This is a genomic window from Streptomyces sp. NPDC048297 (assembly GCF_043201585.1).
Taxonomy (GTDB): domain Bacteria; phylum Actinomycetota; class Actinomycetes; order Streptomycetales; family Streptomycetaceae; genus Streptomyces.
In genome coordinates, this window is record NZ_JBICZA010000047.1 from 35,054 (window position 1) to 49,967 (window position 14,914).

General features: G+C 72.5%; 13 protein-coding genes. 9 read left to right on the forward strand and 4 right to left on the reverse strand.

The annotated features are described in order from the left end of the window. Positions 1-116: 116 nt before the first annotated feature. On the reverse strand, positions 117-1,412 hold the full coding sequence (gene paaK, locus ACGFYV_RS34055) for a phenylacetate--CoA ligase PaaK (protein WP_393882394.1): 1,296 nt from the start codon (positions 1,410-1,412) through the stop codon (positions 117-119). 257 nt (positions 1,413-1,669) lie between these two features. On the opposite strand from paaK, the gene ACGFYV_RS34060 reads away from it, so the two are divergent. Together ACGFYV_RS34060 and ACGFYV_RS34065 are read left to right on the forward strand one after the other, a co-directional pair. Further along, positions 1,670-2,605: an alpha/beta fold hydrolase gene (locus tag ACGFYV_RS34060; protein WP_393882395.1), complete on the forward strand. Its 936-nt coding sequence runs from the start codon at positions 1,670-1,672 to the stop codon at positions 2,603-2,605. Between the two features lie 38 nt (positions 2,606-2,643). After that, positions 2,644-3,348 carry an alpha/beta fold hydrolase gene (locus ACGFYV_RS34065; RefSeq protein ID WP_393882396.1) on the forward strand — a complete coding sequence of 235 codons (705 nt, stop codon included), beginning with the start codon at positions 2,644-2,646 and terminating at the stop codon, positions 3,346-3,348. A gap of 47 nt (positions 3,349-3,395) precedes the next feature. On the opposite strand, the gene ACGFYV_RS34070 is transcribed toward ACGFYV_RS34065, so the two are convergent. Next, the gene (locus ACGFYV_RS34070) at positions 3,396-5,006 is read right to left on the reverse strand and encodes an acyl-CoA synthetase (protein ID WP_393882397.1); all 1,611 of its coding nucleotides are present in this window, start codon (positions 5,004-5,006) and stop codon (positions 3,396-3,398) included. Positions 5,007-5,188: 182 nt separating this feature from the next. Between ACGFYV_RS34070 and ACGFYV_RS34075 the strand changes: the two genes are divergently transcribed. The 7 genes from ACGFYV_RS34075 to ACGFYV_RS34105 all read left to right on the forward strand — a co-directional run bounded on the left by ACGFYV_RS34075 (position 5,189) and on the right by ACGFYV_RS34105 (position 11,198). Next, entirely contained in the window at positions 5,189-5,989 is an 801-nt protein-coding gene (locus ACGFYV_RS34075) for a crotonase/enoyl-CoA hydratase family protein (protein ID WP_393882398.1), read from the forward strand. Between the two features lie 29 nt (positions 5,990-6,018). Further along, a complete protein-coding gene (locus tag ACGFYV_RS34080) occupies positions 6,019-6,960 on the forward strand; it encodes a Zn-ribbon domain-containing OB-fold protein (protein WP_393882399.1) in 942 nt (313 codons plus the stop codon). Then, positions 6,957-8,027, forward strand: coding sequence for a thiolase domain-containing protein (locus ACGFYV_RS34085; RefSeq protein WP_393882400.1), 1,071 nt, complete (start codon positions 6,957-6,959; stop codon positions 8,025-8,027). The genes ACGFYV_RS34080 and ACGFYV_RS34085 overlap by 4 nt, the downstream gene beginning before the upstream one ends. Further along, positions 8,024-9,190: a thiolase domain-containing protein gene (locus tag ACGFYV_RS34090; protein ID WP_393882401.1), complete on the forward strand. Its 1,167-nt coding sequence runs from the start codon at positions 8,024-8,026 to the stop codon at positions 9,188-9,190. Before ACGFYV_RS34085 ends, ACGFYV_RS34090 begins: the two co-directional genes overlap by 4 nt. Positions 9,191-9,272: 82 nt before the next feature. Continuing rightward, positions 9,273-9,515: a DUF397 domain-containing protein gene (locus ACGFYV_RS34095; protein ID WP_393882402.1), complete on the forward strand. Its 243-nt coding sequence runs from the start codon at positions 9,273-9,275 to the stop codon at positions 9,513-9,515. A 166-nt stretch (positions 9,516-9,681) separates the two neighbouring features. Then, positions 9,682-10,581 (forward strand): universal stress protein, encoded by a 900-nt coding sequence (locus tag ACGFYV_RS34100; RefSeq protein ID WP_393882403.1) that lies wholly within the window; start codon positions 9,682-9,684, stop codon positions 10,579-10,581. Positions 10,582-10,700: 119 nt separating this feature from the next. Beyond that, positions 10,701-11,198 (forward strand): hypothetical protein, encoded by a 498-nt coding sequence (locus tag ACGFYV_RS34105; RefSeq protein ID WP_393882404.1) that lies wholly within the window; start codon positions 10,701-10,703, stop codon positions 11,196-11,198. 16 nt (positions 11,199-11,214) lie between these two features. Here ACGFYV_RS34105 and ACGFYV_RS34110 read toward each other — a convergent pair whose 3' ends face one another. Beyond that, entirely contained in the window at positions 11,215-13,200 is a 1,986-nt protein-coding gene (locus tag ACGFYV_RS34110; RefSeq protein ID WP_393882405.1) for an N-acetylmuramoyl-L-alanine amidase, read from the reverse strand. 295 nt (positions 13,201-13,495) lie between these two features. Beyond that, a complete protein-coding gene (locus tag ACGFYV_RS34115; RefSeq protein ID WP_393882406.1) occupies positions 13,496-14,641 on the reverse strand; it encodes an aminoglycoside phosphotransferase family protein in 1,146 nt (381 codons plus the stop codon). Between the last annotated feature and the right edge of the window lie 273 nt (positions 14,642-14,914).

Consider the following 14,914-nt stretch of genomic DNA (forward strand, 5'->3'; position numbering starts at 1 on the left):
CATCACGCACGCCGAGGTCGCCGTCCAGGGATCCACCGTCCCGCTGAACTGCACGAGCGCCCCCGAGCGCCCAGAGCGCCCCCGAGCACCCCCCGAACATCTCCGGCGAGAGCGTCTCAGCGTGGCCGCAGATCCACGATCCGGCGGATCTTGCCCACCGACCGTTCCAGCGACTCCGGTTCCACGATCTCCACGGTGACGGACACACCGACCCCGTCCTTCACGGCCGCCGCGATCGACAGGGCCGCCGCGTCCCGGGTCTCGGGCGTGGCGCCGGGGCGGGCCTCGGCCCGCACCGTGAGGGCGTCGAGGCGGCCCTCCCTGGTCAGGCGCAACTGGAAGTGCGGCGCCACGCCGGGGGTGCGCAGCACGATCTCCTCGACCTGGGTCGGGAACAGGTTGACCCCGCGCAGGATCACCATGTCGTCGCTGCGTCCGGTGATCTTCTCCATCCGGCGGAACGTGCGGGCCGTGCCGGGCAGCAGCCGGGTCAGATCCCGGGTCCGGTACCGGACGATCGGCATGGCCTCCTTGGTCAGCGAGGTGAAGACCAGCTCCCCCCGCTCGCCCTCGGGCAGCACCTCACCCGTGATCGGATCGACGATCTCCGGATAGAAGTGGTCCTCCCACACATGGAGTCCGTCCTTGGTCTCCACGCACTCCTGGGCGACACCCGGGCCCATCACCTCGGACAGCCCGTAGATGTCCACGGCGTCGATCGCGAACCGCTCCTCGATCTCGCGCCGCATCTGCTCGGTCCAGGGCTCGGCGCCGAAAATACCCACCCGCAGCGAGGTGGTGCGCGGGTCCACGCCCTGCCGTTCGAACTCGTCCAGCAGCGTGAGCATGTAGGACGGGGTGACCATGATGACGCCGGGTTCGAGATCCTGGATCAGCTGCACCTGGCGGGAGGTCATCCCGCCGGACGCGGGGACGACCGTGCAGCCGAGGCGTTCGGCGCCGTAGTGGGCGCCCAGGCCTCCGGTGAACAGCCCATAGCCGTAGGCCACATGGACGACGTCGCCGGGCCGTCCGCCCGCGGCGCGGATCGAGCGGGCCACCATGTCGGCCCACACAGAAAGGTCGTTGTCCGTGTAGCCGACCACCGTGGGCAGCCCGGTGGTGCCGCTGGAGGCATGGAGGCGGCGCACACGTTCCCGGGGCACGGCGAACATGCCGTACGGGTAGTTGTCGCGCAGGTCGGTCTTGCTGGTGAAGGGGAAGTGGGCGAGGTCGGCGAGCGAGCGGCAGTCCTCGGGGCGGACACCGGCCTTGTCGAAGGACTCCCGGTAGAAGGGCACGTGGTCGTAGGCGTGCCGCAGCGAGGCGCGCAGCCGCTCCAGCTGCAGCTCCCGCAGTTCCTCCGGCCCCAGCCGCTCGCCCGCGTCGAGCAGGTCCGTCGCATCCGCCATCGGGACGTCTCCCTCGTCAGCCGCACAATCCGGACGACCGATCATTCGGTCGAACTGTTCGGGGCCAGTAATTCAGGCCATCCCGGTTCAGGCAAGAGGCCGGCCCGGATTTTTCCGGCCGGACCGTGCCGGGAGCGTGCTCGTGGAGATGCGGATGTGACATCGCCCGCTGCGCGTGCGCCCTGGAATCGCCGGGCTTTCGGACCGGTACGCAAAGGCGTTGCGGCACGGCCGCGTGGAACAGGATGATCATGCGCATGCCGAACTTCACCACAGCCGACGGCACGCGGCTCGCCTACCACCTCCGGGGCAACGGCAACGGCAACGGCAACGGCAACGGCAACGGCAACGGCAACGGTGGCGGTGGCCGCGGCGAAGGCGACGGCGCACCGCTCGCCGTGCTGCCCGGCGGCGCCATGCGGGCCTCCGCCTACCTCGGTGACCTGGGCGGTCTGGGCGAACACCGTCGCCTCGCCCTGCTCGACCTGCGCGGCACCGGTGACTCCGCGGTACCGGCGGACCCGGCGACGTACCGCTGCGACCGCATGGTCGAGGACGTGGAGACATGGCGCGCCCACATGGGTCTGGAGCACATGGATCTGCTCGCTCACTCGGCGGGTGCCTGTCTGGCGCTGCTGTACGCGGCCCGCCACCCGGACCGCATCCGGCGGCTCGTCCTGATCACCCCGAACCTCTCGGCCCTCGGTCTGGGGCCCACGCCCGAGGACCGGCTGGCCGCGGCCCGCCTGCGGACGGACGAACCGTGGTTCGCCGAGGCGTTTCCCGCGTTCGAGGCGTGGCTGACGAAGGGCGCCGACTTCGACGAGGCGTTCCTGCCGTTCTTCTACGGCCGCTGGGACGACGCCGCCCGCGCGCACACGGAGCGCGAGGAGGAGCAGACGAACGACGAGGCCGGCGACCAGTACTTCGGCGAGGGGGCCTTCACTCCGGACGCCACCCGGGCCGCCCTCGCCGCCCTGACCACGCCGGTCCTGCTGCACGCCGGCGAGGTCGACGGTTCGCCACGGCCCGACGTCGCCCGTCGCGCCGCCGAGGTGTTCCCGAACGCCCGGGTCGCCGTCCAGCCCCGCACCGCCCACTACCCGTGGCTGGACGACCCGCGGCGCTTCGTCCGCAACACGCTCGCCTTCCTCGACGGGACCGCGGACACCGCTCTGCCCTCGGCGAAGTAGACCGCACGGCCGCCGACCGGCGCCTTAGCGTGCCTCGCATGGACACCGCTCTCCCGTACACGGTCGAGGCGAACGGCATCACCCTGGCCTGCCGCAGCTGGGGCCCACTGGGTGCGCCGCCCGTCCTGCTGCTGCACTGCCGGGGCGCCGACGGCGCGGACTGGACCACGATCGGCGAGCGGCTCGCCGCGCCTCCGCACCCGCGCCGGGTGCACGCGCCCGACCTGCGCGGCCACGGACGCAGCGACCGGCCCGGGGACTACCGGTTCGAGGCGATGTGCGAGGATGTCCGCGCCCTGCTCGCCGCCGTCCGCAGCGAGAGCGCCGACATCGTGGGCCATTCGCTCGGCGGCATCGTGGCGTACCTGCTGGCGCAGCGCCATCCCGGGGTCGTACGGCGTCTGGTGCTCGAGGACGTACGCGCGCCGCAGCCGCTGGACCCGCCCCGGCCGCTCGCCGAACGGCCCGAGGGAGAGCTGCCGTTCGACTGGGCCATGGTGCGGGCCACCGACGGGCAGCTCAACGCACCCGATCCTGTGTGGTGGAACCACATGGGCCGGATCACCATGCCGACGCTGGTGATTGCGGGCGGTGCCACCAGTCATGTTCCGCAGGACGAGGTCGCGCGGCTGGCGGAGCTGATCCCGGACGCCCGGCTGGTGACCGTCGACGCCGGGCACCTGGTGCACGAGGCTCGGCCGCGGGAGTATCTCGCCGTGCTGGAGCCGTTCCTGTACGGCTGACGGTCCTGTACGGCTGACGTTCCGGTGCGGCCAACGGTCCTGTACGGCTAACGGTCCGCCGTCACCGCCACCTCCCGCGCCCACCGGTAGTCCGCCTTGCCGCTCGGGGAGCGCCGGATGGAGTCCGTGATGACCAGTTGGCGGGGGATCTCGTAGCCGGCCAGCCGGGTGCGGCAGTGGTCCTGGATGTCGGTCAGGGAGGGGTGCGGGGCGCCCTCGCGCACTTGCACCACGGCCGCCACATGGTTGCCCCACGTGGCGTCCGGCACCCCGGCGACCAGCGCGTCGTACACGTCCGGATGCGCCTTGAGGGCCTGCTCGACCTCCTCCGGGTACACCTTCTCGCCCCCGGTGTTGATGCACTGCGAGCCCCGGCCGAGGACGGTGACCACGCCCTCCTCGTCCACCGTCGCCATGTCGCCGAGCAGCACCCAGCGCCGCCCGTCCTTCTCGAAGAACGTCTCCTGCGTCTTGCGCGGGTCGTTGTAGTAGCCGAGCGGGACGTGGCCGCACTGCGCGACCCGGCCCACGTCGCCCACGGTGACAGGTTCGTGCGTGGCCGGATCCACCACCTGCGTACGGGAGTTGACCCGGATGCGGAAGCCGCGCTCGGGTCCCGAGTCCTCCGTCGCCGTCCCGTTGAACCCCGACTCGGAGGAGCCGAAGTTGTTCAGCAGCAGGGCGTTCGGGACGAGTTCGCGGAACTGCCGGCGCACCGTCTCCGACATGATCGCGCCGGACGAGGAGACGCTGAACAGCGCCGAGCAGTCCGTGCCCTTCAGCGGGCCGCCGAGGGCGTCGATGAGCGGCCGGAGCATCGCGTCGCCGACCAGGGACATGCTGGAGACCTTCTCCTTCTCCACGGTCCGCAGCACCTCCTCGGGCACGAACCTGCGATGCAGGACGACCCGTTGGCCGAAGTCGAAGGCGATGAAGGCGGTGAGGGTGGACGTGCCGTGCATCAGCGGAGGAGTGGGGAAGAAGGTGATCCCGGACCCGCCCGCCGCGACCCGCTCCGCCAGCTCCTCGGGCGCCTTCACCGGCTCACCGGTCGGCGCGCCACCGCCAAGTCCCGCGAAGAACAGGTCCTCCTGACGCCACATCACCCCCTTGGGCATGCCGGTCGTGCCGCCTGTGTAGATGATGAACTGGTCGTCCCCCGACCGGGCGGGAAAGCCCCGGCCCGGCGATCCGGCAGCCTCCGCCCGCGCGAACGGCACCGCGCCGGGGACGTCTCCCGGCGCGCCCACCCGCACCAGATGCCTCAGCCCCGGCGTACGCGGCAGCGCCGCCGCCACCCGGTCGGCGAACTCCGCGTCGAAGACCAGGGCGACCAGATCCGCGTCCTGGTAGAGGTAGACCAACTCCTCTTTCACATAACGGTAGTTGACGTTGACCGGGACGATTCTCGCCTTCAGGCAGGCCAGTACCGTCTGCAGGTACTCGACGCCGTTGTACAGGTGCAGGCCCAGGTGTTCCCCGGGGCGGATCCCGCTGTCGATCAGATGGTGGGCGATGCGGTTGGCGGCCGAGTCCAGCTCCGCGTACGTCAGCCGCCGTTCGGCGCCGGTACCGGGATGGTCCACGTACACGAGAGCCTCGCGGCCCGGGACCACGTCCACGACCGACTCGAACAGGTCGGCAAGGTTGTACTCCACCGCTCCTCCTGACCCCGGGCAAGTCCGGCCTGGCAGCTGTCGGTCCGCCGGTCATCAGAGCAAAGGGCGGCGCAACTGTGAAGGGCCCGCGCCGAATAAATCTGACTGCCTGTCAGAAAACCCTTGAAGTGCTTCCTCCACTCCTGCAACCTGTTCTCGTTCTTACCGAGGGGAGATGACCCATGGGTGGGACCGAACATCTCACCGTGCGGCGCGAAGGCGCCACACTGGTACTCACGCTCAACCGGCCCGAAGCGAGGAACGCGCTCTCGCTGCCGATGCTCGTCGGCCTGTACGACGGCTGGACCGAGGCCGACGAGGACGACACGATCCGCTCCATCGTGCTCACCGGCGCCGGCGGCGCCTTCTGCGCCGGCATGGACCTCAAGGCCCTGGCCGGGGACGGCATGGCCGGACCGCAGTACCGGGACCGGCTCACGGCCGACCCCGACCTGCACTGGAAGGCCATGCTGCGCCACCACCGCCCCCGCAAACCGGTGATCGCCGCCGTCGAGGGCCCCTGCGTGGCCGGCGGCACCGAGATCCTCCAGGGCACCGACATCCGGGTCGCCGGCGCGTCCGCGACCTTCGGGCTCTTCGAGGTCCGGCGCGCTCTGTTCCCGATCGGCGGCTCGACCGTCCGGCTGCAGCGCCAGATCCCGCGCACCCACGCCCTGGAGATGCTGCTCACCGGCCGCCCCTACAGCGCCGAGGAGGCCGCCCGCATCGGCCTGATCGGGCACGTCGTCCCCGACGGCACCGCGCTCGCCGAGGCGCTGGAGATCGCCGAACGGATCAACGCCTGCGGGCCGCTCGCCGTCGAGGCCGTCAAGGCGTCCGTGTACGAGAGCGCCGAGCTGACCGAGACCGACGGCCTCGCCGCCGAACTCGCCCGTGGCCGGCCCGTCTTCGACACCGCGGACGCCAGGGAAGGCGCCCGCGCCTTCACCGAGAAGCGGCCCCCCGTCTACAAGCGCGCGTGACCCTTTGGGCCACGGAAGGAGCACCCCCGATGCCCGAACTCCTCAGAGCCCCCCTCGTGGTCGAGTTCCCCTTCACCCGGTCCCTCGGCCCCGTCCAGAGCGCCTTCCTCACCGGGCTGCGCGAACGCCGGATCCTCGGGGTGAAGACCACCGACGGCCGCACCCTCGTCCCGCCCGTGGAGTACGACCCCGTCACCTCCGAGGAGATCCGCGACCTCGTCGAGGTCGCCCCCACAGGAACGGTCACCACCTGGGCCTGGAACCACGAGCCCCGCCCCGGCCAGCCCCTGCCCACCCCCTTCGCCTGGGTCCTGGTCCGCCTCGACGGCGCCGACACCACCCTGCTGCACGCCCTGGACGCCCCCGGCCCGCACGCTGTCCACACCGGCATGCGCGTCCGCGTCCGCTGGGCCGAGGAACGCTCCGGAGCCATCACGGACATCGCCTGCCTCGAACCGTACGAAGGAGCGCGGGACCAGGTGAGCGGGCACAGCGGAGAGTTCGCGAACCCGGTCACCGGCATCGTCGCCCCCGCCCGCCTCGACTACACCTACACGCCCGGCCGCGCCCAGTCCGCGTACCTGGAGGCCCTCTCCGGACAGCGCATCGTCGGCGAGCGCTGCCCGTCCTGCCACAAGGTGTACGTCCCGCCCAGGGGTGCGTGCCCCACATGTGGCGTCGCCACATCCGAACGGGTCGAAGTGGGGCCCCGAGGCACCGTCACCACCTACTGCATCGTCAACATCAAGGCCAGGAACCTCGACATCGAGGTGCCCTACGTCTACGCGCACATCGCCCTCGACGGCGCCGACCTCGCCCTGCACGCCCGGATCGGCGGCATCCCCTACGACGAGGTGCGCATGGGTCTGCGGGTCGAGCCGGTGTGGACACCCGGAGCACGCCACCCCGACCACTACCGGCCGGCCGGGGAACCCGACGCCGACTACGACACCTACAGGGAGCTGCTGTGACCAGCGAGGGAGCACCGGGCGCCCGGGACATCGCCGTCGTCGCCTTCGCCCAGAGCGACCACCGGCGCTCCACCGAGGAATCCTCCGAGGTCGAGATGCTCATGCCGGTGCTGCACGACGTCCTCGCGCAGACCGGCCTGAAGACCGCCGACATCGGCTTCACCTGTTCCGGCTCCAGCGACTACCTCGCCGGCCGCGCCTTCTCCTTCACCCTCGCCCTCGACGGCGTCGGCGCCTGGCCCCCCGTCTCCGAGTCGCACGTCGAGACGGACGGCGCCTGGGCGCTGTACGAGGCGTGGATCAAGCTGCTCACCGGGGACGCCGACACGGCCCTCGTCTACTCCTACGGCAAGTCCTCGGCCGGCTCCGTCCGCGACGTCCTGACCCGGCAGCTCGACCCGTACTACGTCGCCCCGCTGTGGCCCGACTCCGTGGCCCTGGCCGCGCTCCAGGCACAGGCCCTCATCGACGCCGGCGACACCGACGAGGCGGCCCTCGCCGCCGTCGGCGCACGCAGCCGGGCCGACGCCGCCACCAACCCGCACGCCCAGCTCACGGGCCAGGTCCCCCAAGGGGACTACGTCGTACGGCCCCTGCGCACCGGCGACTGCCCGCCCGTCGGCGACGGCGCCGCCGCCGTGATCCTCGCGGCCGGCGAACGGGCCCGCGAACTGTGCGAGCGGCCCGCCTGGATCCGGGGCCTCGACCACCGCATCGAGGCCCACTCCCTCGGCGTCCGCGACCTCACCGACTCCCCGTCCACCCGGCTCGCCGCCGAACGCGCCGGCGCCTTCGAACGGCCCGTCGACACCGCCGAACTGCACGCCCCCTTCACCGCGCAGGAGATCGTGCTGCGCAAGGCGCTCCGGCTCGACGACACCGTGCGCGTCAACCCCTCCGGAGGCGCCCTCGCCGCCAACCCCGTCATGGCCGCCGGACTCGTCCGCATCGGCGAGGCCGCCGCCCGCATCCACCGCGGCGACTCCGACCGCGCCCTCGCCCACGCCACCTCCGGCCCCTGCCTCCAGCAGAACCTGGTCGCCGTACTCGAAGGGGATCCACGATGAGCAAGGAGCCCGTGGCCGTCACCGGCGTCGGCCAGACCCGGCACGTGGCCGCCCGGCACGACGTGTCGATCACCGGACTCGTACGGGAGGCCGCCCGGCGCGCCCTCGACGACGCCGAGCTGGCGTGGGCCGACATCGACGCCGTCGTCATCGGCAAGGCGCCCGACTTCTTCGAGGGCGTGATGATGCCCGAGCTGTACCTCGCCGACGCCCTCGGCGCGGTCGGCAAGCCCATGCTCCGCGTGCACACCGCGGGCTCGGTCGGCGGATCCACGGCGCTGGTCGCCGCGAACCTCGTCGCGGCCCGCGTCCACCGCACCGTCCTCACCCTCGCCTTCGAAAAACAGTCCGAGTCCAACGCCATGTGGGGCCTGTCCCTGCCCATCCCCTTCCAGCAACCCCTCCTCGCCGGCGCCGGCGGCTTCTTCGCCCCGCACGTGCGCGCCTACATGCGACGCAGCGGCGCCCCCGACACCATCGGCTCCCTCGTCGCCTACAAGGACCGGCGCAACGCCTTGAAGAACCCGTACGCCCACCTCCACGAGCACGACATCACCCTGGAGAAGGTCCAGGCCGCGCCCATGCTCTGGGACCCCATCCGCTACTCCGAGACCTGCCCGTCCTCCGACGGCGCCTGCGCCATGGTCCTCACCGACCGCGCCGGAGCCGCCCGCGCGCCCCGGCCGCCCGCCTGGATGCACGGCGGCGCCATGCGCAGCGAACCGACCCTCTTCGCCGGCAAGGACTTCGTCTCCCCGCAGGCCGGCAAGGACTGCGCAGCCGACGTCTACCGGCAGGCCGGCATCACCGACCCGCGCCGCGACATCGACGCCGTCGAGATGTACGTCCCGTTCTCCTGGTACGAGCCCATGTGGCTGGAGAACCTCGGCTTCGCCGCCGAGGGCGAGGGATGGAAGCTCACCGAGTCCGGCGTCACCGGACTCGACGGCGACCTGCCCGTCGACATGTCGGGCGGGGTGCTCTCCACCAACCCCATCGGCGCCTCCGGCATGATCCGCTTCGCCGAGGCCGCCCTCCAGGTGCGCGGCCGGGCCGGAGAACACCAGGTGGACGGCGCCCGGAAGGTGCTCGGTCACGCCTACGGCGGCGGTTCGCAGTTCTTCTCCATGTGGCTGGTGGGATCCGAGCCCCCCGACTCCTGAAAGGTCCTCAGGACGTGGCCTGTCGGCCGTCGTGAGCGGTCGCTAGGCTGACCGCGCACGACGAACCGGGAGGAGCACGGACGTGGCCGAGAGCATCACCCAGCAGCCGCCGCTGATGGGCTGGGACAAGCCGGAACTGGACCTCACCAACGCCGAGTGGCAGTCCAGCAGCCGAGGGCGGGGCGACGTCCAGATCGCCTTCGTCGAGGGGTTCATCGCGATGCGCAACAGCGAGCGCCCGCACAGCCCGTCCCTGATCTTCACCCCCGCCGAGTGGGGCGCCTTCGTCTCCGGGGCTCGCGAGGGCGAGTTCGACCTGACCTGACCAGAGCCTGACGCGGCCCGACCCGACGGGCCTGCCGACGCGAGCCGAACCGGGGGAGTTCCGGCCGTATTTCCGGACACGCGAGCACCCACGCCCCGCACGGGCCGCCGTCTGAGCGAGGCTGGCACCGGCAAGGGGGGAACCCGCATCCCGGAGGTGAACAACCATGAGCGCCGCACCGGTCATCGCCGCGGTCGACGGATCCGAGGACAGCCTGCGCGCCCTGGACTGGGCCCTGGACACCGCCCGCCGCCGCGCGGCACCACTGCGCGTGGTGCACGTGCGGCAGTACGCGGCCTGGGGCCAGGCCGACGTCCTGGTCGCCGGGCCGGCCGACGAGGCGGGCGACCCGGTGCTCGACGAGGTACGCGCCCGGCTGAGCGAGCGCGCCGGCCCTCCGGCCGTGGAGTACGTCGCGGTCGAGGGGGTGCCCGGCGCGGTCCTGCGCGAATTCGGCGCCGACGCCCAGCTGTTGGTGCTCGGCTCACGCGGCCGGGGCGGCTTCGCCAGCCTGCTGCTGGGATCCACCGGGCTGGCCGCCGCCCGGGACGCCGCGTGCCCCGTGGTGATCGTGCCCCGGCCCGGCCGCGAGGTCCACGGAGAGGGCACCCCGGAACCCGGACCCCGGGTGGTCGTCGGCCTGCACGTCGACAGCCCGGACGACGCCGTGCTCGACTTCGCCTTCGCCGAGGCCGCCCTGCGCGGGGCACGCGTCCAGGTGATCGCCGCCTACCCGTGGCCCGTGCAGACGTGGGCGGCCGGGCAACTGGTGGTCGCGTTCGCCGAGCAGAAGGCCGTCGAGGACGAGACCCGGTCCCTCGCCGAGAACTTCCTCGCGTCGCCGCGCACCCGGCACCCCGGGGTCCGCGCCGACGCCGAGGCCCTGCCCGGTGACGCGGCCGGCCACCTCGTCGCCGCCTCCCGGGACGCCGACCTGGTCGTCGTCGGCCGGCACCGGCGCCGGCTGCTCGCCCCGGTCCGCATGATGGGCTCGGTCACCCAGGCCGTCCTGCTGCACGCCGCGAGCCCCGTGGCGGTCGTACCGCCGGTCCCTTCGCAGGAGTGACACCACCCGGCCACGCGCACGGGACGACGGACACGCTCCGTGACAGACACCTCCGCACGGGCGACGCGGAGGCGGCGCCCGCACGCCGCCGGACACACCCGGGCACGTACCATGGCGGCATGTCGTTCCTCCGCCGCCGCAGCGCCACCCCCGCCGGTCCCGACTTCGACGTGCTGGCCATGGACCCGGGCGACTGGCCGGGCAATCTCGGCGCGGGCCTGCTGCCCGCCCCGGACGGCACCTGCCAGGGCGTCTTCCTGCGTTACGACCTGTTCGGCGGACGCGGCCCCGCCATGATCATCGGCAACCTCCCCGAGGGCTCCCCGGCCCGGGACGTCACCGAGGGCGAGATCCCCTTCGAGGTGGGCCAACTCCTCCTCGCGCTGGAGAACGACGAGGAGGTCACCGTCGTCGGCACCGAGGACACCCCCGTCCTCCAGGGCGACAACCTCCTGATCGTGCGCCGTCTCAAACTCTCCGAGAGCCGCATCTCCTGCGTGCAGTTCGACCGCAGCGACGGCGTCCTCGTGACCATCGCCGCCTGGGACCGCCCCATCACCGACGACCTGTACGCCCTGCTGAAGCCGCTCCCGGCGGAGCTTTTCCAGCAGGGCTGAACAGGGCCCCGCCCGGCTAGCCGGCGGACGGCACCAGACGGACGTCCGCCGCACGGACGAACGCCACCCGGTGGCCGTACTGGATCTCGTAGCACAGGTCCTTGCCGATCACGACCCGGTGCGAGTCGGTGGTGAAGGTGACCGCGTAGTAGTACTCGCCCGGCATCGTGTCACCGACCACGTACTTCTGCCCCGCCGGGACGGTGTACGGCAGCGGCACCACCGACTGCGCGGGGACGCCCGCCGGGTAGGCCTCCTTCTCCGGGTACGCCCGGCCGTACACCGGGACGCTCGCCAGGCCGTCCTTCGGGGTGACGAGCAGACCGGACGCCGGAACCGCGGTCGCCTGCTTCGCCGGGTTCCGGAACCATGCCTTCTGCCCCAGGTACCAGATCGCCGTCCAGTCGCCCCAGCGGTCCGCCAGCGCGTACTGCTGACCGGTGGACACCCGCGAGGACAGGTCGTTCACCCCGTCGGTCGGGCCCTTCCCCAGACCGATGTCCTTGATCAGCGGCGCGTTCACGTCGTGGTCGGAGTACAGCCGCACCTCGCTGGAACCGTGCGCCGTGCAGGGCACGCCCTGGGTGGTGCAGCCCGAGTACACCGGCTGGTTCGACGCGTAGTCCGGCAGGATCGTCACCAGCCCGGCGTGAGCGCCGCCCGTGCGCTCGAAGGGGTGTCCGAGCAGCTCGAAGTAGTGCCGCCAGTCCCAGTAGGGGCCGGGGTCCGTGTGCATGCCGGGAATCGTCGAGGTGGTCGGCCCCGGCACGTTGTCGTGGCCCAGGATGTGCTGCCGGTCCAGCGGGATGCCGTACGCGTGGGCCAGGTACTTCACCAACTGCGCCGACGACCGGTACATCGCCTCCGTGTACCAGGCGTCCGGAGCGGCGAGGAAGCCCTCGTGCTCGATACCGACGGACCGGGCGTTGACGTCCCAGTTGCCCGCGTGCCAGGCCACGTCCTTCGCCTTGACGTGCTGGGCGATCAGCCCGTCGGTCGAGCGGATGGTGTAGTTCCAGGACACATAGGTGGGGTCCTTGATCAGGTTCAGCACCCCGTCCCACGCACCCTCGGTGTCATGGATGACGATGTACTTGATCCTCTGCGAGGCCGGGCGGTCCCCCAGGTCGTGGTTGCCGTAGTCGTTGTCCCCGAACTCCTCGTACGGCGCCGGGACCGACACACAGGACACCGACTTCGGGCACTCGACGTCGTCGCCCGCCGCCGCGGCGCGCAGGCCGGTCCGGCGCAGCTGCGCGGTGTCGGCGCCGAGCTTCGGGCGGGCGTCCAGGGCGGCCAGGGCGACCAGCTGGCCGTCGTCCGTGGTGCGCTCCTCGCCGGTGCGCAGCACGTCGTACACGTCGTTCGCGTACGCCGCAGCGGTCGCCGTGTCGTCGGCGCCGGAGAAACGGGCCACCGCGCCGTACCAGGCCGCCGGATCGGCGCTCAGGGGCTCGCCCATGTCCTTCTGGGCCGCGGCGAGCAGCGCGGCACCGCCGGCCACGTTGGCCGCCGGGTCGGTGCGCAGCCGGTCCGCCGGGATGCCGGTCAGCTCGGCCGCCCTGGGCAGCGTCCTGAGGCGCGCGGGGAGCGCCGTGTCGGCCGGCACCTCGATGTCGGGGTGCAGGGCCGCTCGGGCGCTGTCACCGCGGGCGTCCTCGGAGCCTTCCGCGTAGTGCTCGGTGGTGGCGAGGGCGGTCCGCGGGTCGGTGAGGTGCATCGGGCCGTAGCCACCGCTCACGCTGGGCGCCCCGGCGTGCCAGTCCCAGCGGGACTGGAGATAGGAGACGGCCAGCAGGACGCTCTGCGGCACGTGGTACTCGGCGGCGGCGGTGACGAAGGCCTGCTGCAGACGGCCGGCCGAGGACATGTCGGTCGCGCTCTGGGCCGGGGCGGCACCGAGCAGGGGCAGCAGCAGCGCCGCGGAGGCGAGTGTGCCGGCGGCGCGCCGCAGATGTCTGTGGCCGGGGGCGGACGTGGGGTCGGTGACGGATCCTCGCAATGCGGCCTCCTGGGACGGGCGGGCGTGGCGGGGCGTGCGGGGCCGAGCTGGCTCTGTGGTACCGGCTTGCCGACGATCCGTCAATGATGCCCTCAGGATGGCGATTTCCCATGTCACACAGGGGATCGGCGAGTTTCGCGGCGGCGGTGCGCGGGCCTGCGGGGCATCACTGGTGTATACCAGTGGCCCTCGTGGCAGGCGTCCTACGGCCGCGTACAACTGGCCGCAACGAGGTCGGGAACACGAAGGCTCGCGGTGCGCCGCCGCTCTGGCGCACCGCGGAACCGTCGCTCCGTCAGCGAGTGCCGACCGCCGCTCGGACGGCCCGCCGGGCCATCTGGCAGTCGTCGTGCAGCCGCCGCAGCAGCAGCCGCTGTTCCTCGCCGGACGGCACGGCACCCGGGTGGGCCGTGCCCGGTGCCGCCGGGGCCGCGTCGTGCATCGAACGCTGCACCGCCGTCTCGTACGTACGGATCTCCCGGGTGAGCAGAAGCATCAGGTTCACCAGGAAGGCGTCCCGGGAGGCCGGGCCCGCCGACTGGGCGATCTGGCTGATCTGGCGCCGGGCCACCGGAGCGTCTCCGAGGACCAGCCACAGCGTCGCCAGGTCGTACCCCGGCAGGTACCAGCCCGCGTGCTCCCAGTCCACCAGCACCGGACCGGCCGGTGAGAGCAGGATGTTGGAGAGCAGGGCGTCGCCGTGGCAGAACTGGCCCATGCCCTGGCGGCCGGCCGAGTGCGCGATGCCGTGCAGGAGCTTCTGCAGGTCGCCCAGGTCCCGGTCGGTCAGCAGACCCAGTTCGTGGTCCCGGGAGATGCGGGCCGCGTAGTCCAGCGGGGCGTCGAAGGTGCCCGCCGGTGGCCGCCAGGCGTTCAGCCGGCAGATCGCCCCGAGCGCGGCCCGGATGTCGGGGCGGGGCGGTGCCTCCAGCGGATGCCGCTGCAGCGCCGCCACCCGGCCCGGCATGCGCTCGATCACCAGGGTGCAGTTGTCCGGGTCCGCCGCGATCAGTCTCGGCACCCTGACCGGAGGCCGGTGCCGGACGAACGAGCGGTATGCGGCTATTTCGTGGCGGCTGCGTTCAGCCCATGCGGGTGAGTGGTCGAGGAGACACTTGGCCACGGCCGTGCTGCGTCCGGTCGTCCCGACCAGGAGGACGGACCGCCCGCTGCGGCGCAGCACCTGCACCGGAGTGAACTCCGGGCAGATCCGGTGCACCGACGCGATCGCGGTGCGCAGCTGCGCACCCTGCGGGCCGGACAAGTCGAGTCTTCCGCTGACCGGTTGGGGACCGGACTGACCGGGGACGCGCAGCGGCCGGCCCGCGCCCAGCACGGGGACTCCCGGTCGCGCCGCCGGGTCGAGGTACGGCCCGCCGCCCGCCGGGCGGGGACGCAGCGGCCGGGGCGGAGCGGACACGGAGGACGATGCTGCGTACATGGGAGATACAGATCCCTTCGTGTGCCTGCGGTGCCTGCCTGTGGGGCGCGTTCGCGGCGGTATCGACGTGGTGCTGTCGAAAGTCGAAGCCGTGCTGTCGAACGCGTCCCTCAAAGTGCTTGCTTCATATGCGAACGCCGTCCCGGCCCGGGGGCCCCGGGGGGCCCCCGGGGGGGGGCGCCCCCCCCCCCGCCCGGGGGGGGGGGGCCGGCCCCGCCCCCCCCCCGGCCCCGGCCCCCCCCCCGGGCCCCCCCGCCCCCCCCGGGCCCGAGG

Excerpts from the sequence above, each read along its gene's own strand:
- paaK (WP_393882394.1), bottom strand. The coding sequence starts at position 1,412 with ATGGCGGATGCGACGGACCTGCTCGACGCGGGCGAGCGGCTGGGGCCG.
- ACGFYV_RS34060 (WP_393882395.1), top strand. The coding sequence starts at position 1,670 with ATGCCGAACTTCACCACAGCCGACGGCACGCGGCTCGCCTACCACCTC.
- ACGFYV_RS34065 (WP_393882396.1), top strand. The coding sequence starts at position 2,644 with ATGGACACCGCTCTCCCGTACACGGTCGAGGCGAACGGCATCACCCTG.
- ACGFYV_RS34075 (WP_393882398.1), top strand. The coding sequence starts at position 5,189 with ATGGGTGGGACCGAACATCTCACCGTGCGGCGCGAAGGCGCCACACTG.
- ACGFYV_RS34080 (WP_393882399.1), top strand. The coding sequence starts at position 6,019 with ATGCCCGAACTCCTCAGAGCCCCCCTCGTGGTCGAGTTCCCCTTCACC.
- ACGFYV_RS34090 (WP_393882401.1), top strand. The coding sequence starts at position 8,024 with ATGAGCAAGGAGCCCGTGGCCGTCACCGGCGTCGGCCAGACCCGGCAC.
- ACGFYV_RS34100 (WP_393882403.1), top strand. The coding sequence starts at position 9,682 with ATGAGCGCCGCACCGGTCATCGCCGCGGTCGACGGATCCGAGGACAGC.
- ACGFYV_RS34105 (WP_393882404.1), top strand. The coding sequence starts at position 10,701 with ATGTCGTTCCTCCGCCGCCGCAGCGCCACCCCCGCCGGTCCCGACTTC.
- ACGFYV_RS34115 (WP_393882406.1), bottom strand. The coding sequence starts at position 14,641 with ATGTACGCAGCATCGTCCTCCGTGTCCGCTCCGCCCCGGCCGCTGCGT.